Here is a 21,853-nt window from a genome sequence, read left to right as displayed (position 1 = left end):
GGGGGCAGCCAGAGGCAGTCCACCCCCAGCCACTGGAGATAGTCCAGCTTCGCCGTGATGCCCTTGAGGTCGCCGACGCCGTCACCGTTGCTGTCCTGGAAGGAACGGACCAGGACCTCGTAGAAGACGGCACGCTTGAACCAATCCGGGTCCCGGTCCTTCTGGGGAGTGTCCTCGAAGGTGTCCGGTACGGGCTCATTCATGATCATGGTGTGGGTGACCCTCCGAATTTCTCTTCCAGAGAATTCATCGCGGCGTGGACGGTCGCAGGACGCTGAGGATGTGCGCGGGTGAACGGCCCGGCTCGAGGCGCACGTAGTTCGTCCTGCCCCAGTGATAGCTGTCTCCGGTGAGCTCGTCGCGCACCGCCAGGGGCTCGTGCCAGCCGAGCCCCAGGTGTGGCATGTCCAACGAGACCGTCGCCTCCTGGGTGTGGTGCGGGTCGAGGTTCACGACGACCAGAACCGTGTTCGAACCGCTGCGTTTGGAGTACACGAGGACCGCGTCCTTGTCGGCGTGGTGGAAGTGCACGTCCCGCAGCTGCCGAAGTGCCGGGCTGCGGCGCCGGATGTCGTTGAGCGCGGTCAGCAGCGGAGCGATCGTCCGTCCTTCACGCGCCGCGGACTCCCAGTCCCTCGGCCGTAGTTGGTACTTCTCGGAATGCAGATACTCCTCGCTGCCGGGGCGCAGCGGAGTGTTTTCGCACAGCTCGTATCCGCTGTAGACACCCCAGGCCGGGGACAGCGTCGCGGCGAGCACCGCACGCAGTTCGAACGCCGGACGGCCGCCGTGCTGGAGAAACTCATGGAGGATGTCCGGCGTGTTCGCAAAGAAGTTCGGCCGCATGCAGGCGGCTTTCTCCCCCGCCAACTCCTCGATGTACTCGGTCAGTTCTTGCTTCGAATTGCGCCAGGTGAAGTACGTGTACGACTGCTGGAAGCCGATCTCGGCGAGCGTCCGCATCATCGCCGGGCGGGTGAACGCCTCCGCCAGAAAGATGACATCGGGATCGTCGCGGTTGATGTCCGCGATGACCGCCTCCCAGAAGGCGACCGGTTTCGTGTGCGGATTGTCGACCCGGAAGATGCGCACTCCGTGCGCCATCCAGTGCCGCAGCACCCGGGTCGTCTCCGCGATCAGACCCGGCAGATCCGCGTCGAACGCGATGGGATAGATGTCCTGGTACTTCTTCGGCGGGTTCTCGGCGTACGCGATCGTGCCGTCGGGCCGGTGGTGGAACCACTCCGGGTACTTCTCCACCCAGGGGTGGTCGGGGGAGCACTGGAGGGCGAAGTCGAGCGCGACCTCCAGGTCCAGCTCCCTTGCCTGTGCGACGAACCGGTCGAAGTCGTCCAGGGTGCCGAGGTCCGGGTGGATCGCGTCGTGACCGCCCTCGGGCGAACCGATCGCCCAGGGGACGCCGACATCGTGCGGTCCCGGGGAGAGGGAGTTGTCCGGTCCCTTGCGGAAGGTGGTGCCGATGGGGTGGACGGGCGGCAGGTAGACGACGTCGAAGCCCATCTCCGCGATGGCCGGCAGTCGCTCCGCAGCCGTGGCGAAGGTCCCGCTCACGGGTGGTTTCCCGGGCTCGACGACCGCGCCCTCCGAGCGCGGGAAGAACTCGTACCAGGAGCCGTACAGCGCCCGCTCCCGCTCCACCAGCAGTGGCAACTCCGCGCTGCTGGTCAGCAGTTCGCGCAGGGGATGGCGGGCCAGGACCTCGTCGACGTCCGGGGTGAGGGCGGCGGCCAGGCGGGTCGCGGCCGGGCGGGTGGTGTCGCGCAGCGCGGCGACGGCCGCCAGGACGGGCGCGCGTCGTGGCTCGGGGACACCGGAGACGGCCCGCTCGTACAGCAACGCGCCCTCCTCCAGTACGAGTTCGGTGTCGATCCCCGCCGGGACCTTGATCCGGGCCGCGTGCCGCCAGGTCGTCACGGGGTCGCCCCACGCCTCGACACGGAAGGTCCAGGAGCCCGTCGTGTCGGCGCTGACCTCGGCGCCCCAGCGGTCGGTGCCCGGGGCCAGCTCCCGCATCGGCGCCCAGGGTCCCTCCTGGCCGTCCGGGCCGCGCAGCACGACATTGGCGGCGACCGCGTCGTGCCCCTCGCGGAACACGGTGGCCGTCACCCGAAAGGTTTCTCCCACCACGGACTTGGCGGGCCGGGCGCCGCCGGCGATCAGCGGGCCGACGTCACGGATGGGGATGCGGCCCGTGGTGACCTGCACGGGGGCCGGGGCCGGGGCCGGGGCCGGGCCTGCCGAGGGCGGGGCCGGCGGGGCCGGCTGCTCCGCCGCGGGGGCCACCAGGGCGGCCAGGGCCGCCAGGGCCGGCTGTTCGGGGGTGGGAGCGGAGGCCGGGGGCTCTGCCGGTGCGGTCCTCTTCGCGACGATCTTCTGCGTGGCCGAGGTCTTCGCGACGGCCTTCTTCGCGGCCGCTGTCCTTGCGGCGGTTGTCTTCGCGGCAGTCGTCTTCGTGACGGCCTTCTTCGCGGCGGTTGTCTTTGCGGGGGTGGTCTTCGTGACGGCCTTCTTCGCGACGGCCTTCTTCTGGGGGGCCTTCTTCGCGGCTGTCTTCTTCTGGGCGGGTTTCTTCTCGGGTGCCTTCGTTCGTGCGGGCTCCTTCTTGGCGGGCTTCTTCTGCGCGGGCTGCTTCTGAGCCGGGACCTGTGGTTCGGGAGTTCGCTGAGCCGGTTCCTGCTGTTCAGGCGCCGGCTGATCGGCGTTCGGCTGGGGGGACGGGCGCTTTGGGGGCATGACCGCTCCTGTCCGCGGAGGATTCGGGGGTTGCGGAGGCGCACTTCGAGTCAGAGGGCCGATCGGGGTACCGGAGGAGCCTTCCACGGCCGATGGGCGGGCAATCCGGTGCTTTGTTAACTACTCGCGCGTACGGGCACACACAACACCGGTCCCGCCGTGGGCGACGGGACCGGTCCATGAACTCACCTTCCGCCTAAGGGTTGTCGACCTGCAACAGCTTGTTCGGTGAACCGGGTCCGGCGCCGGTCACCCGGCCCGACACGGCCCGCTCGACGAGCGCCTTGCTCACCTCCGCGGGGGTCGCCCACGCATGATCGGCGAGATACAGCGCGGCGGCGCCCGCGGCGTGCGGAGACGCCATGGACGTACCGGAGTAGGTGGCTTTCCCTGTGTCGCTCGCGTACGACGCGGACGTGATGTCGACGCCGGGCGCGAACAGGTCTACTCGAGTACCCCAGTTCGAGAAACTCGCACGCGCGTCTTTCCGATCCGTCGCACCGACCGTGATCGCCTCCTTCACCCGGGCGGGGGAGTACAGGCTCGCGGGCAGTCCGTCGTTGCCCGCCGCGACCGTGTACGTGACGCCCGAGGCGATGGAGTTGCGGACCGCCCGGTCGAGCTGGGCGTTGGCGTAGCCGCCGAGGCTGAGGTTGGCGACGGCCGGCTTCCTCGCATGCTTGGTCACCCAGTCGATACCGGCGATGACCTGGGCCGTCGTCCCGGATCCGGCGTCGTCGAGAACGCGCACGGCGACCAGGTTAGCCTTCTTCGCGACCCCGTACTCGGTGCCCGCGATGGTTCCGGCCACGTGCGTTCCGTGCCCGTTCTCGTCCTGGGCGACCGCGTCGTTGTCGACGAAGTCCCAGCCGGACGCGGCCCGTCCGCCGAAGTCCTCGTGCGTCGTGCGGAGGCCGGTGTCGATCACGTACACGGTCACGCCCGCGCCCGCCGATTTCGGCCAGGTGTAGGACTTGTCGAGCGGCAGTTCGCTCTGGTCGACCCGGTCCAGGCCCCATGAGGGCGGGTTCTTCTGGGTGTGGTCGTAGGTGACGGTGGTGTCCTGCACGACGGACGCCACCGCCGGATCGGCCGCCAGCCGCCTGGCCCGTGCCTCGTCGGTCCGCACCGCGTACCCGTTGAGCGCGTTGCTGTAGGTGTGGCGTATTTTCGCCCCGTATTTCGTGGCAAGGCCCTTGCCTGCCGTGGACGGAGCGCTGGTTCCCCCCTTCAGTGTCACGATGTAGCTGTCCGCCACGGCGCCGGGTTCTCCGGCGCCCTCGATCCGTCCCTGCGCGGGGGCGGCCCGGGCGGGCAGCGCGATGGCCGAAAGCGCCGCGACTGCCATGAGTGCGGTGAGTCCCCCGGCTCCGCACAGCCTTCGCTTCCGCGTCCCTGGCACGGTCACTGCCATGTGCGAGTTCCCCTCCTCAACTCGGCGTGCAATCACGCCAGTTGGCAGCCTCTCGTGCGGTGTGAAGCACCACAAGGTTGTACGAGGGGGCGGAATCGGCCATATCGCCCGTGGCGGGGTGGGTGCGGCCGGAAGGGTTGCGGCGAATTCCGGCCTACCGGGCCCGCGCGAACCGTCTGCGGCAGGATGACCCCATGTCCATCATTCACCGCACCACCATCACGCCCACCAAGCTCGAACTGCTCGCCGGCTGGCTGCCGAAGCAGTCCTGGTACCGGGGCGCGGGCACCCCCGAACTGGCCAGGGCCGGCGGCTTCCGGCTCGACGACCCGGCCGGTGAGGTCGGCCTGGAGTTCGTCGCGGCGACCGACACCTCGGGGCCGGAGCCGGTGACGTACCACGTGCCGATGACCTACCGGGGCGCGCCGCTGCCGGACGCGGACGGTGCGCTGATCGGGACCCTCGTGCACGGGGTGCTCGGCGAGCGCTGGGTGTACGACGGGGCGCAGGACCCGCTGCTCGTCGGGGAGTTGGCCGCGCTGATCAGGGGGGACGTGCCCGCGCACGCGCAGAGCGTCGACGGCGCCCTCGACCCGACCGTGCACGCCGTCCCCGGCGACGGGCGGCCGGAGATCGTGCGCGTACTGGAGCCCGGCTCCACCACCCCGAGCGGAGTCACCGCCGAATGGGAGTCGCCGGGCGGCAACCGGGTGCGCGGCGTCTTCGCCGTCGTGCGCGCCGACTGACCGGAGCCCCCGCCGGCGGACCGCCCGGACGGGATGTCGGGCACCGGCGCGGCCGCGGTGTCTGACATCGTGGCCTCGTCACCGACAGCTGACCACTGGTGACATGACGTCACGCCGAGTGGGGGAGAAGCAGGGATGAGTTCACCGATGCCAGCACGGACGGACATGACCGCACGCGACGCAGGGCGCCCGACGCGGCCCGGAGGCGGATGGCGACGGCGGGCCGCCCTCGCCGCGGCCGCCTTCCTGACGACGGCCGGCGCGCTGGACGCCGGCGGCGCGCCCGCCCAGGCCTACAGCCCCAACCCCGAGGTCGCCGCCGTCTACCGGGACACGGGCTCCTGCCCGTGCAGCGGCGGCGCGCTCACCGACCCGTACGGCAACACCTCCTTCGCGCGGGATCCGGGCGGCTACGCGGTCAAGCTGGAGCTGACGCGGGGGAGTTCGTTCGTCGGCAAGGTCGAGTTCCACCCGAAGGACGAGAAGCTCCGGGTGTACGACACGAAGAACGACCACGACACCTTCTACGTCCACATCACGTACACCCGGGGCCGGACCACCCACGACCTCGGCACCTACACGGCCCCCGCCACCGCCGCCGCCGTCGACCGCATGACCAAGGACTTCGACATCCCCGAGGGCGCCGGGGTCGATATCACGGTCTACGACGACGCACGCCTGACCGACTACCTCGGCGGGGCCCGCGGCACGGGCGGGGCCGTCGCCTAGGGGGCGGCGGGGGACGGCGGAATCCGGGCGCCCCGCCGTGCGCCGTGGCTAGCGGACGGGGATGCGCACTACCGTCAGAGGCTCGGGCCGGACAGTGCTGTGCCGGCCCGGCCCGCTGTGTCCCTGCGTACTTCTCGAGGTGATCACGTGAAGGCCATCCGTCGATTCACCGTACGTCCGGTTCTGCCCGAACCCCTCGCCCCCTTGCACGAGTTGGCACGCAATCTGCGCTGGTCCTGGCATCCGGGAACGCGCGACCTGTTCGCCCTGGTCGACCCGGAGCGATGGGCCGCGTCCGACGGCGACCCGATGCGGCTGCTCGGTGACGTGCCGCCCTCCCGGCTCGCCGCACTCGCCGCCGACGAAGCCTTCCTGGCGCGGCTGAGCGAGGTCGCCGACGATCTGCGCGGCTATCTCCACGACGACCGCTGGTACCAGAGCCAGAGCGGCGGCCCGGAGCGGCTGCCGTCCTGCATCGCCTACTTCTCACCCGAGTTCGGCGTCACCGCCGCGCTGCCGCAGTACTCGGGCGGTCTCGGCATCCTCGCCGGTGACCATCTCAAGGCCGCGAGCGATCTCGGCGTCCCGCTCGTCGGCGTCGGACTCCTCTACCGGCACGGCTACTTCCGGCAGTCCCTGTCCCGGGACGGCTGGCAGCAGGAGACGTATCCGGTCGCCGACCCCAACGAACTGCCGCTGTCCCTGCTGTGCGAGCCCGACGGCACCCCCGCGCACATCAGCCTGGCCCTGCCCGGCGGGCGCAGTCTGCTGGCACGGATCTGGCAGGCCCGGGTGGGGCGCGTACCGCTGCTTCTGCTGGACTCCGACGTCGAGCAGAACGACGTCCACGAACGCGAGGTGACCGACCGGCTCTACGGCGGCGGCAGCGAGCACCGGCTCCTCCAGGAGATGCTGCTCGGCATCGGCGGGGTGCGCGCGGTGCGCACGTACTGCCGGCTGACCGGGCACGCGCCGCCCGAGGTCTTCCACACCAACGAGGGCCACGCTGGCTTCCTCGGCCTGGAGCGCATCGCCGAACTCGGCGGTCAGGGGCTCGACTTCGACGCCGCGACCGAGGCGGTGCGGGCCGGCACCGTCTTCACCACGCACACCCCGGTCCCGGCCGGCATCGACCGCTTCGACCGCGAGCTGGTCGCCCGGCACTTCGGCGACGGGGCCGAACTCCCCGCGCTCGACGTGGAACGCATTCTCGGCCTCGGCATGGAGACCTATCCGGGCGGCGACCCGAACGTCTTCAACATGGCCGTGATGGGCCTCAGGCTCGCCCAGCGCGCGAACGGCGTCTCGACGCTGCACGGCTCCGTCAGCCGGGAGATGTTCTCGGGGCTGTGGCCGGGGTTCGACCCGGAGGAGGTCCCCATCACCTCGGTGACGAACGGGGTGCACGCCCCGACCTGGGTCGCCCCCGAGGTGTTCCGGCTCGGCGCCCGCCGGATCGGCGAGCGGCGCACCGAGGACGCCCTGTCGGTCGGCGGCTCCGACCGCTGGGACGCCGTCGGCGACATCGCGGACCGGGACATCTGGGAGCTGCGCAGGTCGCTGCGGTCCCAGCTGGTGGACGAGGTGCGCGCGCGGCTCGCCGCGTCCTGGCGGCAGCGCGGCGCGGGATCGGCCGAACTCGGCTGGATCGACGGCGTCCTCGACCCGGACGTCCTCACCATCGGGTTCGCGCGCCGCGTCCCCTCGTACAAGCGGCTCACCCTGATGCTGCGCGACCCGGACCGGCTGATGCGGCTGCTCCTCGACGAGGAGCGCCCCGTGCAGATCGTCGTCGCGGGCAAGGCGCATCCGGCGGACGACGGCGGCAAGCGCCTGGTCCAGGAACTGGTCCGGTTCACCGACGACCCGCGCGTGCGGCACCGCATCGTGTTCCTGCCCGACTACGGCATGGCGATGGCGCAGAAGCTCTACCCCGGCTGCGACATCTGGCTGAACAACCCGCTCAGGCCGCTGGAGGCGTGCGGCACGTCCGGGATGAAGGCGGCGCTGAACGGCTGTCTCAACCTCTCGGTCCTGGACGGCTGGTGGGACGAGTGGTTCGAGCCGGACTTCGGCTGGGCCATCCCCACCGCCGACGGCACCGCCACCGACGAGCACCGCCGCGACGAGCTGGAGGCGAACGCCCTCTACGAACTCCTGGAGAAGCGGGTGACGCCCCGCTTCTACGAACGCGGCCCCGAGGACCTGCCCGACCGCTGGATCGAGATGGTCCGCCAGACCCTCACCCACCTCGGCCCGAAGGTGCTGGCGGGCCGCATGGTCCGCGAGTACGTCGAGAAGCTGTACGCGCCCGCCGCCCGCGCCGACCGGGCGCTCACCCCGGACGCCGCCCGGGAGCTGGCCGCCTGGAAGTCCCGGGTCCGCGCCGCCTGGCCGCACGTCGCCGTCGACCACGTGGAGGCGTCGGCGGCCTCGGCCGAACTGGGCGCCACCCTCGCGCTCCACGTCCGCGTCGCCCTCGGCGATCTCGGCCCCGACGACGTCGAGGTGCAGGTGGTCGCCGGCCGGGTCGACGCCGAGGACAGCATCGCGGAGGCGGCGACCGCCTCGCTGAAGCCGGTGGCGGGACCGGACGACGACGGCCGCTGGTCCTACGAGGGGCCCCTCTCCCTCGACCGCACCGGCCCCTACGGCTACACGGTCCGCATCCTCCCGGTCCACCACCTCCTCGCCTCACCGGCGGAGACGGGCCTGGTGACGGTGCCGTCGGAGGCGCTGGGCGAGGGGGCGGGCGTGCTGATGCGCTGAGGGCACGAGTGAGGGGCGGCACCTTCCGGTGCCGCCCCTCAACCGCGTTTTCCGGAGCCTTACTTGACGTTCACACCCGCCCAGGCGGCGTCCACGGCCTTGTACTCGGCGGAGTCCGCCCCGTACAGGTCCTTGGCCGCGCTCAGCGTGCCGGTGCGGGCCGCCGCGTAGTTGGTGCTCGACGTGAAGTACGTCGTCAGGGCCTTGAACCAGATCTGCTCGGCCTTGTCGCGGCCGATGCCGGTGACCGTCGAGCCGTCGGAGGTCGGGGAGTCGTAGTCGACGCCGTTGATCGTCTTCTTGCCGCTGCCCTCACTGAGCAGGTAGAAGAAGTGGTTGGCGATGCCCGAGGAGTAGTGGACGTCGACGTTGCCCGCGCCGGTCTTCCACGCGTCGAGCGAGGCGCCGTCCTTGCTGGGCTTGTCCATGTAGCGCAGCGGGGAGCCGTCGCCGTTGATGTCGATCTTCTCGCCGATGAGGTAGTCGCCGACGTCCTCGCTGTTGTTCGCGTAGAACTCCACCGAGGTGCCGAAGATGTCGGACGTCGCCTCGTTCAGGCCGCCGGACTCGCCGGAGTAGATCAGGCCCGCGGTCGCCGCCGTGACGCCGTGGCTCATCTCGTGCGCGGCCACGTCGAGGGCGGTGAGCGGGTTCTTGTTGCCCTCGCCGTCGCCGTACGTCATGCAGAAGCAGCTGTCGTCCCAGAACGCGTTGACGTACGCGTTGCCGTAGTGGACGCGGGAGTAGGCGCCCTTGCCGTCGCCGTTGATCCCGCTGCGGCCGAAGACCTCCTTGTAGAAGTCCCAGGTCTCCTGGGCGCCGTAGGCGGCGTCGACACCGGCGGTCGCGGGGTCGTTGACCGTGCCGTCGCCCCACTTGTCGTCGGCGTCGGTGAACAGCGTGCCCTTGCCGGACGAGCCGTTCTTCAGGTCGTACGTGGAGTGGCCGCCGCGGGTGCCGTCGGTCAGCGCGTACGACGAACCCGACTGGGTCGTGCCGATCTCGACGCTGCCGCTGTACTCGGACTCGCCGGTGCCGGTCTTGATCTCGTCGAACTGGGTGATCTTCTTGCCGGTCGCGGCGTCCGTGACCACGTGCAGCCGGCTCGGCGTGCCGTCCTTCTTGGTGGACTTCACGACCTTCTCGTAGGCGAGTCTGGGCGTGCCGGTCGCCGCCCAGACGATCTTGCGGGCGCCGGACGGGGCCGCCGAGAGGGAGGCGCCGCCGGTCGAGACCTCGATCGACTTCGACGTCGCCCTGGTCACGCCCTCGCGCTTGCCGGACTTCGACTCGTGGACGACCAGGTCGCCGCCGAGGACCGGGAGGCCGTCGTAGGTGCGCTCGTAGCGGGTGTGCGTGGTGCCGTCGCGGTCCTTGACCACGTCACGGACGACCAGCTTCTCCTTGGAGCCGAGCTTCAGCTCCTTCGCCGTGTCGGCGGTCTGCGCGCTCGCGTCCTTGATCAGGTCCGCCCGGGCGTTCGCGCTGAGAGCCAGTGGGGTGGCTCCGGGGGCGGAGGTCTGGGCGGCGGCGCCGGTGGCGGTGAACGTCCCGGCGATGAGCGCGCCGGCGGCGACGGCCGTGGCGATGGACAGAGTGGTGCGACGGGATATGTGGGGAGTCACGAAGAAAGCTCCTCGAGTGAAGTGGGGGGATGAGCTTTGCCGTGCGGGTCGTGCGGGGATGACTCTGACAGTTGAGTACTGCACGTGTCATGTACGCGATAGCAGGTTGGCCGGAATTCGTCCGTTGAGCGATAACTGACGTACGGATTGCGAACACCACATGAACAGGCGCGCCGCACCGGGGAGTTGAACCTCCGGTGCGACGCGCCCAGCTGGTACGGCGGTGCCTACGGGAACGTCAGCTTGAAGCTGTTGATGTAGCCCGTGTCCTGTGCGCCGAGGTCCTGGACCTTCAGCTTCCAGACGCCGTTGGCGGTCTCCGTCGAGGCGTTGACCGTGTAGGTGGCCTGAATGTTGGGGGTCGGGTCGTAGACCGACGAGTGCAGCCGGTAGGCCTTCCCGCTCGGGCCGATCAGGTCGACCTGGAGGTCACCGCTCCAGGTGTGCACGATGTCCACGCCCACCGAGAGGTTCGTCGGCGCCTTGCCCGTGATGCCGGAGACGGTCACGGACGAGGTGACCGCGGCACCCGGGTAGTCGGGGACGGCCACGTCGGCGTCGTTGGTGAACGTCTTGCCGCCGGGCGTACCGCCGCCGGAGCGCGCGCCCACGTTGATCGCGGCGAACGCGTCCTGGACCGCCTTGTACTCGGCCGAGGTCGTCCCGTACAGCTCACCGGCCGCGGCCAGCGCGCCGGTGCGCGCACCCGCGTAGTTGGTCGTCGAGGTGAACTTGGTGGTCAGCGCCTTGAACCAGATCAGCGCCGCCTTGTCGCGGCCGATGCCGGTGACCGGAAGGCCGTCGCTGGTCGGGGAGTCGTAGGTGACGCCGTTGACCGTCTTGGTGCCGCTGCCCTCGCTGAGCAGGTAGAAGAAGTGGTTCGCCGGGCCCGACGAGTAGTGCACGTCGACCGAGCCGATGCCCGAGTACCACGAGTCCTTGGACGCGCCGTCCTTGCTCGGCTTGTCCATGTAGCGCAGCGGCGTGCCGTTGCCGTTGATGTTGATCTTCTCGCCGACCAGGTAGTCGCCCAGGTCGTTGGAGTTGTTCGCGTAGAACTCGACGGCCGCCGCGAAGATGTCGGAGGTCGCCTCGTTCAGGCCGCCGGACTCGCCGGAGTAGTTGAGGCCCGCGGTGTTGGAGGTGACGCCGTGCGTCATCTCGTGCGCGGCCACGTCGATGGAGGTGAGCGGCTTGGTGTTGCCGCTGCCGTCGCCGTAGGTCATGCAGAAGCAGCTGTCGTCCCAGAACGCGTTGACGTACGCGTTGCCGTAGTGGACCCGGCTGTACGCGCCGACGCCGTCACCGCGGATGCCCGTCCTGCCCTGGACGTTCTTGTAGTAGTCCCAGGTCAGTGCGGCACCGTAGTGCGCGTCGGCGGCGGCCGTCTCGGTGTTGGACGCGGCGCCGTTGCCCCACACGTCGTCGCTGCCCGAGTAGAGGGTGCCGGTGCCGGACGTGCCGCGGTTCAGGTTGTACGTCTTGTGGCTGCCGCGGGCGCTGTCGTTGAGGGTGTAGTTCGAGCCCGACTGCGAGGTGCCGAGGGTCACGGTGCCGCTGTACTGGGTGTTGCCCGTGCCCGTCTCGATCGCCTGCCACTCGTGCAGCTTCTTGCCGGTGGTGGCGTCGGTGATCACGTGGAGGGCGTTCGGGGTGCCGTCCTCCTGGAGCCCGCCGACCACGGTCTCGTACGCGAGGGTGGGCTGCCCCTTCTTCGCTCCCTGGCCGAGCCAGACCACCTTGCGCGGCGCCTTGTCGGCCTCGGTCTTCTTCGAACCGTCGGCCTTCGCGAGGGTGAGGGCCTGCGCCTCGGCGGTGGACGCCTTCACGTCCGCCGTCGTGTCCACGCCCTTGAGCTGGGCCTTCGACGCCTTCGTCACGCTCTTCTCGGCACCGGACTTGGCGGTGTCGACGATGAGGTCACCGCCGAGGACAGGCAGCCCGGCGTAGGTGCGCTCGTAACGGGTGTGCGTCGTCCCGTCCTTGTCCTGGAGCACGTCACGCACGACGAGCTTCTCGGAGCTGCCGAGTCCCAGGTCCTTCGCGGTGGCGGCCTTGCCGGCGTTCGCCTCGCGCAGCAGCTCGGCCCGCTTGGCGGGGGAGAGCTTCGCGGGCAGCGCGCCGGGGTCGGCGCCGCGGGCGACGTTCGCCGTGATGCCGGCGGCGGCCGACGCGGTGCTCTGGGTCGCGTCGGCGGAGGCCGGTCCGGACTGGACGGCTACGGCGAGCAGCGCGGCGACGGCTCCGGCGGCGGCTGCCGCGGTGGCGCGGCGTCTGTGGGAGGTGGAAGAGCTTCTCAACGCTGAACTCCTTCTGCGTGGCCGCGGATTGCGCGGCCAGTGGGGTTCGGGCGGCGGGTGGCCGTCCGGGCAGAACGCAGTGCAGGCGGTGCGGGTGGAGCGCATGGAGCAGGTGAAGCGGCCGGAACGCCCGGATGCTGTGAAGCAGTTGTGCGGCGGCCGATGGGAAGAGTGGCACCAGCAAGCGCCGACTGTCAGGAGCGCATCAAGAGGTTGGCCGGATTTGGTTCGGTGGGCGGGTGAGGCCGTCCGCTATACGGAGAGCGTGGTGGGGATGAAAAGAGGGTGAATTTGCGGAACGTACCTGTCCCGCGGCGTGCCGTCGCGCCCGCCCCGGGCCATCACCGCTGAGGTCCACGGCGCCGGCCGCCGCCCCGCCGGGGGCGACGGCCGTCCGAAGGCGCCGTTCCGCTTCGCGTTCGCGGCGAGCACACCGCCGGTTCCCGGCGACGGGCCCGTCCGGCGTCCGGATCCGGGCCGTGGCTGCTTTTCGTCTGGGAGGCGAACCCGGCGGAAATTCCGGCGGGCCGTTCAGCCCGCCAGCGACTCCCGCCAGGCCCGGTGCAGACCGGCGAAGACCCCGCTGCCGCCGATGAGTTCGGCCGGCGATCCGTCCTCCACGATCCGGCCGTGCTCCATCACCAGCACCCGGTCGGCGATCTCCACCGTGGACAACCGGTGCGCGATGACCACGGCCGTCCGGCCGTGCAGCACGGTCCGCATCGCGCGCTGCACCGCCCGCTCCCCGGGAACGTCCAGGGAGCTCGTCGCCTCGTCGAGGATCAGCACCGCCGGGTCCGCCAGCAGCGCCCGCGCGAACGCCACCAACTGACGCTGCCCCGCCGAGATCCGCCCGCCGCGCTTGCGCACGTCGGTGTCGTACCCGTCGGGCAGCGCGACGATGAACTCGTGCGCGCCGATCGCCTTCGCGGCCCGCTCGATCTCCTCCCGGCTCGCCTCGGGCCGGCCGATCGCGATGTTCTCGGCGACGGTCCCGGAGAACAGGAACGCCTCCTGCGTCACCATCACCACGCCCCGCCGCAGCTCGGCGGTGGACAGCTCGCGCAGGTCGACGCCGTCCAGCAGGACCCGCCCGTGCGAGGGGTCGTAGAAGCGCGAGAGCAGCTTCGCCAGCGTCGACTTGCCCGCGCCCGTCGATCCGACGACGGCCACCGTCTGCCCGGCGGGGAGCGCCAGACCGAAGTGCGGCAGCACCTCGCCGCCCGTCCGGTAGCCGAACGACACGTCGTCGAAGACGACCTCGCGGCCCGGCTGCCCGCCGGTCGCCGCGGGCAGCTCGCGCGGCGCCTGCGGCTCCGGCACCGACGGCGTCTGCGCAAGCAGCCCCGCGATCTTCTTCAGCGACGCGGCGGCGCTCTCGTACGAGTTGAGGAACATCGCGAGCCGGTCGATGGGGTCGTACAGGCGCCGGATGAACAGCACCGCGGCGGCCAGCACGCCCAGTTCGAGCGTGCCGCCGGCCACCCGGTAGGCGCCCCACAGCACCATCCCCGCCACCGCCGTGTTCGCGATGAGGCGGGAGCCGACGACGTACCGCGCCATCTCCAGCAGCGCGGTGCCGTTGGCCCGCTCGTGGCGGTGGTTCAGCTCGGCGAAGTGCGCGTCGTTCGCGGCCTCGCGGCGGAACGCCCGCACCGGCCGGATCCCGTTCATCGTCTCCACGAACTTCACGATGACCGTCGCGATCGCGGAGGACCGCTCCCCGTACGCCTTCGCGGCCCGCCGCCGGTACGCGCGGATCAGCACGTACAGCGGCACGAACGACGCCGCGGCCACTGCCCCTATGCCGAGATCCAGCCAGAGCAGGCTCACCGTGATGTACACCGACGCCAGGACGACGTTGACGAGTTCCTGGAGGCCCTCGCTCAGCAGTTCCCGCAGCGACTCCACGTCCGTCGTCGCCCGCGAGATGACCCGGCCCGACGTGTACCGGTCGTGGAAGTCGACGCTGAGCGCCTGCGCGTGCCGGAAGATCCGGCCGCGCAGCTCCACCAGCACGTTCTGACTGACGCGGGCCGACAGCCGGATGTACACGTACTGAAACGCCGCCGACACGCACGCCGTCAGCAGGAAGGCGACGCCGACCGCGATCAGCGGCCCGTAGGAGTGGTCGCGGAACGCCGGCACCGCGCTGTCGATCGCGTACGCCACGATCAGCGGCCCCGACTGCACGGCGCCCTGCTGGAGCAGCAGGGCGAGCACCGTCAGCCAGGCCGTCCGCCGGTGCGGCGCGAGCAGCGAGCGCAGCAGCGTGCCCGTCGCGCCCTTCGGCGTGGGCAGATCGTCCTGGTCGTACGGGTCACCGGCGGCGCCCGGCCGCACGTCCTCGTCCGGTACGCCCTCGTCGGGGGCCGGCGCTCCCGTGGTCACCTGTGCCGTCGTCGTCATGCGTGTGCCGCCTCTCCCGCCTCGGCGGCGTCGTGTTCGTCGTCCCCCGACATCAGGTGCCGGTACTCGGCGCTGCTCCGCAGCAGCTCCTGGTGCGTGCCGACCGCCGTGATCCGGCCCTCCGACAGCAGCGCCACCCGGTCCGCGAGCAGCACCGTCGACGGCCGGTGCGCGACCACCAGGGCCGTGCTGTCCGCGAGGACGCGCCGCAACGCCGCCTCCACCGCGGCCTCCGTGTGCACGTCCAGCGCGGACAACGGGTCGTCCAGCACCAGGAACCGGGGCCCGCCCACGACGGTGCGGGCCAGCGCCAGCCGCTGCCGCTGCCCGCCGGACAGGCTCAGGCCCTGCTCGCCGACCTCGGTGGCCGCCCCCTCGGGCAGCCGCCGCACGAAGTCGGCCTGGGCGACACCGAGCGCCCGCTCCACGTCGTCCTCCGTCGCGTCCGGGGCGCCCATCAGCACGTTCGCCGCGACGGACGCCGAGAACAGCGTCGGCTCCTCGAACGCCACCGACACCAGCGTGCGCAGCTCCTCACGCGGCATCGATGTCACGTCCCGCCCGTCCAGCGTGATCCGCCCGGCCGTGACGTCGTACAGCCGCGGCACCAGCGCGGTCAGCGTGGTCTTGCCGCTGCCGGTCGCGCCGACCAGCGCCATCGTCTCGCCGGAGCGGATGTGCAGATCGATCCGGGCCAGCGTCGGCACCGAGCCGGGGGCCGCGTCCGGGTAGCGGAACTCGACGCCGTCGAAGCGCAGTCCGCTCCTGTCGCCGCCCTGCGCGTCCACCCGCGTGCGCTGTTCGTGGACGTGCGGGTCCTCCTCCTGCTCGTCCATCACTTCGAAGTAGCGCCGGGTCGCGGTCGCCGCCTCCTGGCTCATCGCGAGCAGGAACCCGATGGACTCGATGGGCCAGCGCAGCGCCAGCGCCGTCGACAGGAACGCCACCAGCGTCCCCGCCGACAGGTCGCCGTCCGCGACCCGCACCGTGCCGAGCACCAGGGCGGCGCCGAGCGCCAGCTCCGGCAGCAGGGTGATCACGCCGAGGATCCCGGCGAGCAGCCGCGCCTTGGTCAGCTCGGTGCCCCGCACGGTCTGCGACAGCTCACGGAACGCGCGCGCCTGGCTGCGGTGGCGGCCGAACCCCTTGATGATCCGGATCCCGAGCACCGACTCCTCGACGACCGTGGTCAGATCGCCGACCTGGTCCTGCGCCCGCCGGGACGCCTCCGCGTACCCGTGCTCGAACCGGTAGCAGACCGCCATCAGCGGCACCGCGGGCGCCAGCAGCACCAGCCCGAGCCCCCAGTCCTGCACCACCAGGACGGCCAGGCCCGCCACGATGGTGACCGCGTTGACGATCAGGAACGTCAGCGGGAAGGCGAGGAACATCCGCACGACCATGAGGTCGGTGGTGGCGCGCGACAGCAGCTGCCCGGAGGCCCACTTGTCGTGGAACGCCACCGGCATCCGCTGCAGGTGCCGGTACAGATCGGCCCGCATCCCCGCCTCGACCCCGGCGAGCGGCCGCGCCACCAGCCAGCGCCGCAGCCCGAACAGCAGCGCCTCCACGACACCGAGCACGAGCAGCACCCCGGCACCGAGCCACACGCCGGACGGGTCCCGGTCGGTCACCGGCCCGTCGACGATCCACTTCAGCACGAGCGGGAACACCAGGCCGAGACACGACGCGAGCACGGCGACCACGGCGGCCCCCGCCCAGCGCGCCCGCACGGGCCGTACGTACGGCCACAGCCGCGCCAGCGTGCGCACGGCCGACTCCCGCCCGGGCGCGGGCGGTTCGGACGGCGGGCCGCTCCGGTCAAGATCCGTGGTCGGTGCATCTTCAGTCGTCATCAGAGGTGAGACTACGGTTCACCACTGACAAGGCCCACCGAGTTTCGGCCCGCTCCGGCGCCGCGCGCGCCGGGGGTCGTACCCGGCGGTCAACCGATCGGCTGATGCCCCTTCGAGCGCGTTGGCCGATGCGGGGACCGCCCCCGTCCCGCGACGCTGGACCCATGACAGCAGCGAGCAGGGCCACAGCCGGGGGACCGCTCATCGAGGTGAGCGGCCTGCACAAGGCGTACGGGGGCCGGACCGTCGTGGACGGGGTGTCCTTCAGCGTCGCCGAAGGGGAGATCTTCGGGATCCTCGGGCCCAACGGGGCCGGGAAGACCACCACCGTCGAGTGCGTCGAAGGGCTGCGCGCCCCCGACGCGGGGCGGATCCGTGTCGCCGGGCTCGACCCGGCCCGCGACCACGCCGCCGTCACCCGCATCCTGGGCGCCCAGCTCCAGGAGAGCGAGATCCAGCCCAAGCTCACCGTGCGGGAGGCCCTGGAGCTGTACTCGGCGATCTACCCCGACCCCCTCGACTGGCGGCCACTGGCCGAGCGGCTGCGGCTGACCGAAAAACTCGGCACCCGGTTCGCGAAGCTCAGCGGCGGCCAGAAGCAGCGGCTGTTCATCGCCCTCGCGCTCGTCGGCAACCCGCGCATCGTCGTCCTCGACGAGCTGACCACCGGCCTCGACCCGCGCGCCCGCCGCGACACCTGGTCGCTGATCGAGGACGTCCGGGACAGCGGCGTCACGGTGCTGCTCGTCACCCACTTCATGGAGGAGGCGCAACGGCTCTGCGACCGCATCGCCGTCATCGACAAGGGGCGGGTCGCCGCGCTCGACACCCCGGCCGGACTGATCCGGCAGGCCGCGGGCGCCACGGTCATCTCCTTCACCCCGTCGGCGCCGCTCGACGAGGCCGCGCTCGGCGCGCTGCCCGGCCTCGCCTCCCACGAGCACCGCGACGGCCGGATCACCCTCACCGGCGGCGACGAGACCGTCAACGCACTGATCAGCCTGCTGGCCCGGCGGCACATCACGGCGCACCAGCTCCGCGTCACCGACGCCACCCTCGACGACGCGTTCCTCGACCTGACCACGGACCTCACGACGGGAGTCGGCCAGTCATGAGCACCGCCACCGCACCCACCGCAGCCACAGCCGGGGCCAACAAGGCTGTCCTCAAGGCCGAGTTCACCCTCTTCCGGCGCGAGGCCGGCAGCCTCATCGGCATTCTGCTGTTCCCCGTCGTCCTGCTGGTGATCCTCGGCTCGATCCCCTCCTTCCGGGAGGCCGACGCCGGGCTCGGCGGCATCCGGCTCGTCGACGCGTACGTGCCCGTCACCGTGCTGCTCGCCATGATCGCGGGCGGCATCCAGTCCATGCCGCCGATCATCACCGGCTACCGCGAGCGGGGCATCCTGCGCCGGATGTCGACGACGCCGGTCCGGCCGTCCGCGCTGCTCAGCGCCCAGATGGGGATCCACGGCGTGGCCGTCCTCGTCGGCGTCGCGCTCTGCCTCACCGTAGGACGCGCAGCCTTCGGCGTCGCCCTGCCCCGCGAGATCCCCGGCTACCTCCTCGCCCTCGTCCTCTCCGTCGTCGTCGCCCTCGCCCTGGGCGCGCTGATCGCCTCCCGGGCCCGTACGACGAAGATCTCCAACGCGATCGGCACCGTCGTCTTCTTCCCGGCGATGTTCTGCGCGGGCGTGTGGGTGCCGGTCCAGGCGATGCCGGACGCGCTGGCGCACATCGTCGAGCTGACCCCGTTCGGCGCCGCCGCCCAGGCCCTGAACCAGTCGATGGCGGGGGACCGGCCCGGCTGGTCCCACCTGCTGGTCCTCGCCGTGTGGGCCGCCGGCCTGTCCGGCGCCGCCGCCCGCTGGTTCCGCTGGGAGTGACCATGACGCACGGCGCGACCAGGCCCACCCGGCACACTGACGGCATGCCCCAAGGACCCGCACGCGACCGCACGGCCGCCGAGCTCGCCGACGCCGTCGCCACCGCCGAGAGCCCCTGGCGCGTCGTGCACCGCTACGGCGCGTACGTGCTGCTGGCCATCGCCGTCGTCCTGCTGGCCGCCACGTCCGAGGTGATCGGCATGAGCCGCACCGACTGGTACGTCGCCGCAAGCCTCGCCGCCCTGGCGCTCCTGCTCCAGCTGTGGTGGACCGCGACGGAGCCGGACCCGATGCGGGTGTCGGCCGCGAGCGCGCTCTTCTACTGGGCGCGGTGGGCGATCGCGTTCGTCGTCACCCTGATCAACCCGTTCTTCGCGTTCTTCGCCGCCGTCGGCTACTACGACGCCGACCGGATGCTGCCGCGCTGGCAGCAGCGGCCCGCCATCCTCGCCTCGGTCGTCATCGTGGCGGGCTCCCAGTCCGGCGGGCTGTGGCCCGACAGCCCGCTCGGCTGGGCCGTGTTCGGCGCGCTCGTCGTCGCCAACACGGCCTTCGTCGTCATCACCGGGCACCTCCAGGAGAAGGAGCAGGAACGCGCCCGCGTCCAGGTCCGCACGATCCACGAGCTGGCGGAGACCAACGCGGCCCTCCAGGCGGCCCTGGACGAGAACGCCCACCTGCACTCCCAGCTCCTCGTCCAGGCCCGTGAGGCGGGCGTCGCCGACGAGCGCCGCCGGCTGGCCGCCGAGATCCACGACACCATCGCGCAGGGTCTGACCGGCATCATCGCCCAGCTCCAGGTCGTCAAGAACGCCCCCACCCTGGAGACCGCCCGCGAGCACCTGGACCGGGCCGACGCCCTCGCCCGGCACAGCCTCGGCGAGGCCCGCCGCTCCGTGCACAACCTCTCGCCCGCCGCGCTCGCCGACGCCAGCCTGCCCGAGGCCCTGAAGAAGACGGTCGCAGACTGGGGCGGACGCACCGGCGTGCGCGCCGAGTTCACCCTCACCGGCACCGCCCAGCCGCTGCACGACGAGATCGAGGCCACCCTGCTCCGGATCACCGAGGAGGCCCTGTCGAACGCCGCCCGGCACGCCCGCGCCACCCGCGTCGGCGTCACCCTCTCCTTCATGGCGGGCGAGGTCACCCTCGACGTGCGCGACGACGGCTGCGGCTTCGACCCGATCGCCCTGCCCGCCAGAACCGGCAGCGCGGGCTTCGGCCTCGACGGGATGCGGGCCCGCGCCGAACGCCTCACGGGCGACGTCACGATCGAGTCCGAGCCGGGGAGCGGCACGGCGATCTCCGCTCGCGTACCTTTGGTGCCCCATGACCAGTGACAGCAGCGCCATCACCCTCCTGATCGTCGACGACCACCCGGTCGTCCGCGACGGCGTCCGCGGCATGTTCGAGTCCGCCCCCGGCTTCACGGTCCTGGGCGAGGCGGCGAACGGGGTGGAGGCGGTCGCCCGCGTCGCCGAACTCGACCCGGACGTCGTGCTGATGGACCTGCGGATGCCGGGCGGCGGCGGTGTCGACGCCATCCGGGAGCTGGCCCGGCGCGGCGCCCGCGCCCGCGTCCTGGTGCTGACCACGTACGACACGGACTCCGACACCCTGCCCGCGATCGAGGCGGGCGCCACCGGCTACCTGCTGAAGGACGCCCCGCGCGAGGAGCTCTTCGCGGCGGTGCGCGCGGCCGCCGAGGGCCGCACGGTGCTCTCCCCGGCGGTCGCCTCCCGCCTGGTCACCGCGGTCCGCACGCCCGCGGCCCCCGCCGACGAGACCCTCTCCGCCCGCGAGCGCGAGGTCCTGGTGCTGGTCGCCCGGGGCACCTCGAACAAGGAGATCGCGCGCGAGCTGTTCATCAGCGAGGCCACCGTCAAGACCCATCTCACCCACATCTACGCCAAGTTGGGCGTCAAGGACCGCGCGGCGGCGGTCGCGGTGGCCTACGACCGCAAGATCCTCGGCTAGGCGGTCTCCTCCGGCGCGGCGGCTCTTACCGGCCTTCTCCCGACACAGCCGGATTCCCCGTTGTTCCGCCGCGCCCGGCGGCGACACGCTGACCGCCGTGGGTATGTCCTCCGCCACCGCGCGCCGCGACGACGTCCCGGCCCCGCGGCCGCGGCCCGCGGGTGTGCTGCGCGCCCTCGCCGTGTTCGCCGCCGTCCGCCTCACGGGCCTCGTCCTCGTCGTCCTCCTCGACCGCCTCGTGGGGCGCTCGCCGGCCAGGACGCTGACGCATTCCTGGGACTCCAAGTGGTACTTGAGCATCGCCCGGTACGGATACGACCACCACTGGAGGGAATCGGCGGCAGGGCTGATCCAGACCGACCGGGCGTTCTTCCCGCTGTACCCGGCGCTGATCAGAGCCGTCTCCACGGTGCTGCCGCTGTCGACCGGCCAGGCGGCGCTGCTGATCGCGTGGAGCGCGGCGCTCGTGGCGGCCTACGGCGTGTACGCCGTCGTCCACCGGATCCACGGGGTCGCCGTCGCCACCGTCACCGTCGCGCTCTGGGCGATGCTGCCGCACTCGGTCGTCCTCACCCTCGCCTACACCGAGCCGCTGTTCTGCGCGCTCGCCGCCTGGTCCCTCTACGCGGCGCTCACCTCCCGCGTGCTGCTCGCGGGCCTGCTGTCCGCGCTCGCGGGCCTGACCCGGCCGAGCGGTTTCGCGATCGCCGCGGCCGTCCTGGCCGTGGCCGTCCACGAGGCCGTACGCCACCGGGGGCGGATCCCCGCCACCGTGTGGGCGGGGGCGCTGCTGGCACCCGCGGGCTGGCTCGGCTACGTGCTGTGGGTCGGCGCACGCACCGGGGACCTGCTGCACGGCTACTTCACCGTGCAGGCCGCCTGGAACTCGCGGGTCGACTTCGGCGTGCAGGGACTGCGCTTCCTGCGCGCGCTGTTCCTGGACGGCGGCAAGGCCGGTTACCCGCTGGCCCTGGTGATCGTCGCGGCGGCGCTGCTGCTCTTCGCCCTGCTGTGCCTGGACCGCCCGCCGCCGGCGCTCCTGGTGTACACGGGCGCGCTGGTGGCCCTGGTGGTGTTCGCCTCCGGCCCCTTCGGCTCCAAGCCGCGCTTCCTGCTGCCCGCGTTCCCGCTGCTGATCCCGATGGCGCGGGCCATGGTCCGCGGCTGGTGGGCGCGCCGGGCCCAGGTCATCGCGGTGGCGACGGCGCTGGGCGCGGTGTCCCTCTGGTACGGGGCCTATCTGGTGGTGCTGGCCCGGCAGCCGCTCTGACCCGGCCGGGTGCGGGTCCGGTCCAGGGCCTGTCCGGCGGATCTTGTCGCGGGCGCGGGGTCTGGCACGCCGACCTGCGGCGTTGTCGTCGGTTGCCGACGCTCCGCGTCGACGCCCTC

The 21,853-nt window shown here is 71.7% G+C and carries 15 protein-coding genes; 8 read left to right on the top strand and 7 right to left on the bottom strand.

What is annotated here, in order from left to right; translation table 11 throughout:
- The 3 genes from ABT127_RS38720 to ABT127_RS38710 all read right to left on the bottom strand — a co-directional run.
- Positions 1 to 209, bottom strand: a 209-nt coding sequence (locus ABT127_RS38720) for an alpha-amylase family glycosyl hydrolase (RefSeq protein WP_351461105.1), incomplete at its 3' end; no start/stop codon positions are given.
- A gap of 37 nt (positions 210 to 246) precedes the next feature.
- Positions 247 to 2,754, bottom strand: a complete 2,508-nt coding sequence (locus tag ABT127_RS38715; RefSeq protein ID WP_351461102.1) for a maltotransferase domain-containing protein — start codon at positions 2,752 to 2,754, stop codon at positions 247 to 249.
- Between the two features lie 196 nt (positions 2,755 to 2,950).
- The gene (locus tag ABT127_RS38710; protein ID WP_502971854.1) at positions 2,951 to 4,168 is read right to left on the bottom strand and encodes a S8 family peptidase; all 1,218 of its coding nucleotides are present in this window, start codon (positions 4,166 to 4,168) and stop codon (positions 2,951 to 2,953) included.
- 194 nt (positions 4,169 to 4,362) lie between these two features.
- Here ABT127_RS38710 and ABT127_RS38705 point away from each other — a divergent pair, with 194 nt between their 5' ends.
- The 3 genes from ABT127_RS38705 (at position 4,363) to glgP (ending at position 8,412) form a co-directional block, all read left to right on the top strand.
- The gene (locus ABT127_RS38705) at positions 4,363 to 4,914 is read left to right on the top strand and encodes a maltokinase N-terminal cap-like domain-containing protein (protein ID WP_351461097.1); all 552 of its coding nucleotides are present in this window, start codon (positions 4,363 to 4,365) and stop codon (positions 4,912 to 4,914) included.
- A gap of 147 nt (positions 4,915 to 5,061) precedes the next feature.
- Positions 5,062 to 5,643, top strand: a complete 582-nt coding sequence (locus ABT127_RS38700) for a hypothetical protein (RefSeq protein WP_351461094.1) — start codon at positions 5,062 to 5,064, stop codon at positions 5,641 to 5,643.
- Positions 5,644 to 5,790: 147 nt separating this feature from the next.
- The gene (glgP, locus tag ABT127_RS38695) at positions 5,791 to 8,412 is read left to right on the top strand and encodes an alpha-glucan family phosphorylase (RefSeq protein ID WP_351461090.1); all 2,622 of its coding nucleotides are present in this window, start codon (positions 5,791 to 5,793) and stop codon (positions 8,410 to 8,412) included.
- A 59-nt stretch (positions 8,413 to 8,471) separates the two neighbouring features.
- Here glgP and ABT127_RS38690 read toward each other — a convergent pair whose 3' ends face one another.
- The 4 genes from ABT127_RS38690 to ABT127_RS38675 all read right to left on the bottom strand — a co-directional run bounded on the left by ABT127_RS38690 (position 8,472) and on the right by ABT127_RS38675 (position 16,602).
- Positions 8,472 to 10,037 (bottom strand): M4 family metallopeptidase, encoded by a 1,566-nt coding sequence (locus ABT127_RS38690; RefSeq protein ID WP_351461088.1) that lies wholly within the window; start codon positions 10,035 to 10,037, stop codon positions 8,472 to 8,474.
- Between the two features lie 227 nt (positions 10,038 to 10,264).
- Positions 10,265 to 12,337, bottom strand: coding sequence for a M4 family metallopeptidase (locus ABT127_RS38685; RefSeq protein ID WP_351461085.1), 2,073 nt, complete (start codon positions 12,335 to 12,337; stop codon positions 10,265 to 10,267).
- Between the two features lie 531 nt (positions 12,338 to 12,868).
- Positions 12,869 to 14,746, bottom strand: a complete 1,878-nt coding sequence (locus ABT127_RS38680) for an ABC transporter ATP-binding protein (protein WP_351461082.1) — start codon at positions 14,744 to 14,746, stop codon at positions 12,869 to 12,871.
- Positions 14,743 to 16,602, bottom strand: coding sequence for an ABC transporter ATP-binding protein (locus tag ABT127_RS38675; RefSeq protein ID WP_351461079.1), 1,860 nt, complete (start codon positions 16,600 to 16,602; stop codon positions 14,743 to 14,745). The genes ABT127_RS38680 and ABT127_RS38675 overlap by 4 nt, the downstream gene beginning before the upstream one ends.
- Before the next feature lie 164 nt (positions 16,603 to 16,766).
- On the opposite strand from ABT127_RS38675, the gene ABT127_RS38670 reads away from it, so the two are divergent.
- The 5 genes from ABT127_RS38670 to ABT127_RS38650 all read left to right on the top strand — a co-directional run bounded on the left by ABT127_RS38670 (position 16,767) and on the right by ABT127_RS38650 (position 21,734).
- A complete protein-coding gene (locus tag ABT127_RS38670) occupies positions 16,767 to 17,717 on the top strand; it encodes an ABC transporter ATP-binding protein (RefSeq protein WP_351461077.1) in 951 nt (316 codons plus the stop codon).
- Positions 17,714 to 18,487: an ABC transporter permease gene (locus tag ABT127_RS38665; RefSeq protein WP_351461075.1), complete on the top strand. Its 774-nt coding sequence runs from the start codon at positions 17,714 to 17,716 to the stop codon at positions 18,485 to 18,487. Before ABT127_RS38670 ends, ABT127_RS38665 begins: the two co-directional genes overlap by 4 nt.
- A gap of 44 nt (positions 18,488 to 18,531) precedes the next feature.
- Positions 18,532 to 19,827: a sensor histidine kinase gene (locus ABT127_RS38660; protein WP_351461073.1), complete on the top strand. Its 1,296-nt coding sequence runs from the start codon at positions 18,532 to 18,534 to the stop codon at positions 19,825 to 19,827.
- Positions 19,817 to 20,464, top strand: coding sequence for a response regulator (locus tag ABT127_RS38655; RefSeq protein WP_351461070.1), 648 nt, complete (start codon positions 19,817 to 19,819; stop codon positions 20,462 to 20,464). The genes ABT127_RS38660 and ABT127_RS38655 overlap by 11 nt, the downstream gene beginning before the upstream one ends.
- Before the next feature lie 103 nt (positions 20,465 to 20,567).
- Positions 20,568 to 21,734, top strand: a complete 1,167-nt coding sequence (locus tag ABT127_RS38650) for a putative hexosyltransferase (protein WP_351461107.1) — start codon at positions 20,568 to 20,570, stop codon at positions 21,732 to 21,734.
- Positions 21,735 to 21,853: the final 119 nt, after the last annotated feature.

It is taken from the genome of Streptomyces sp. NPDC001904 (assembly GCF_040297005.1).
In the GTDB taxonomy this organism is placed as follows: domain Bacteria; phylum Actinomycetota; class Actinomycetes; order Streptomycetales; family Streptomycetaceae; genus Streptomyces.
Note: the sequence above shows the minus strand (reverse complement) of the source record. Positions and strands in the feature narration are given on the sequence as shown.

Bases quoted from the DNA above. Each gene is read 5' to 3' on its own strand.
- ABT127_RS38715 (WP_351461102.1), bottom strand. From the start codon at position 2,754: ATGCCCCCAAAGCGCCCGTCCCCCCAGCCGAACGCCGATCAGCCGGCG.
- ABT127_RS38710 (WP_502971854.1), bottom strand. From the start codon at position 4,168: ATGGCAGTGACCGTGCCAGGGACGCGGAAGCGAAGGCTGTGCGGAGCC.
- ABT127_RS38705 (WP_351461097.1), top strand. From the start codon at position 4,363: ATGTCCATCATTCACCGCACCACCATCACGCCCACCAAGCTCGAACTG.
- ABT127_RS38700 (WP_351461094.1), top strand. From the start codon at position 5,062: ATGCCAGCACGGACGGACATGACCGCACGCGACGCAGGGCGCCCGACG.
- ABT127_RS38680 (WP_351461082.1), bottom strand. From the start codon at position 14,746: ATGACGACGACGGCACAGGTGACCACGGGAGCGCCGGCCCCCGACGAG.
- ABT127_RS38675 (WP_351461079.1), bottom strand. From the start codon at position 16,602: ATGACGACTGAAGATGCACCGACCACGGATCTTGACCGGAGCGGCCCG.
- ABT127_RS38670 (WP_351461077.1), top strand. From the start codon at position 16,767: ATGACAGCAGCGAGCAGGGCCACAGCCGGGGGACCGCTCATCGAGGTG.
- ABT127_RS38665 (WP_351461075.1), top strand. From the start codon at position 17,714: ATGAGCACCGCCACCGCACCCACCGCAGCCACAGCCGGGGCCAACAAG.
- ABT127_RS38660 (WP_351461073.1), top strand. From the start codon at position 18,532: ATGCCCCAAGGACCCGCACGCGACCGCACGGCCGCCGAGCTCGCCGAC.
- ABT127_RS38655 (WP_351461070.1), top strand. From the start codon at position 19,817: ATGACCAGTGACAGCAGCGCCATCACCCTCCTGATCGTCGACGACCAC.
- ABT127_RS38650 (WP_351461107.1), top strand. From the start codon at position 20,568: ATGTCCTCCGCCACCGCGCGCCGCGACGACGTCCCGGCCCCGCGGCCG.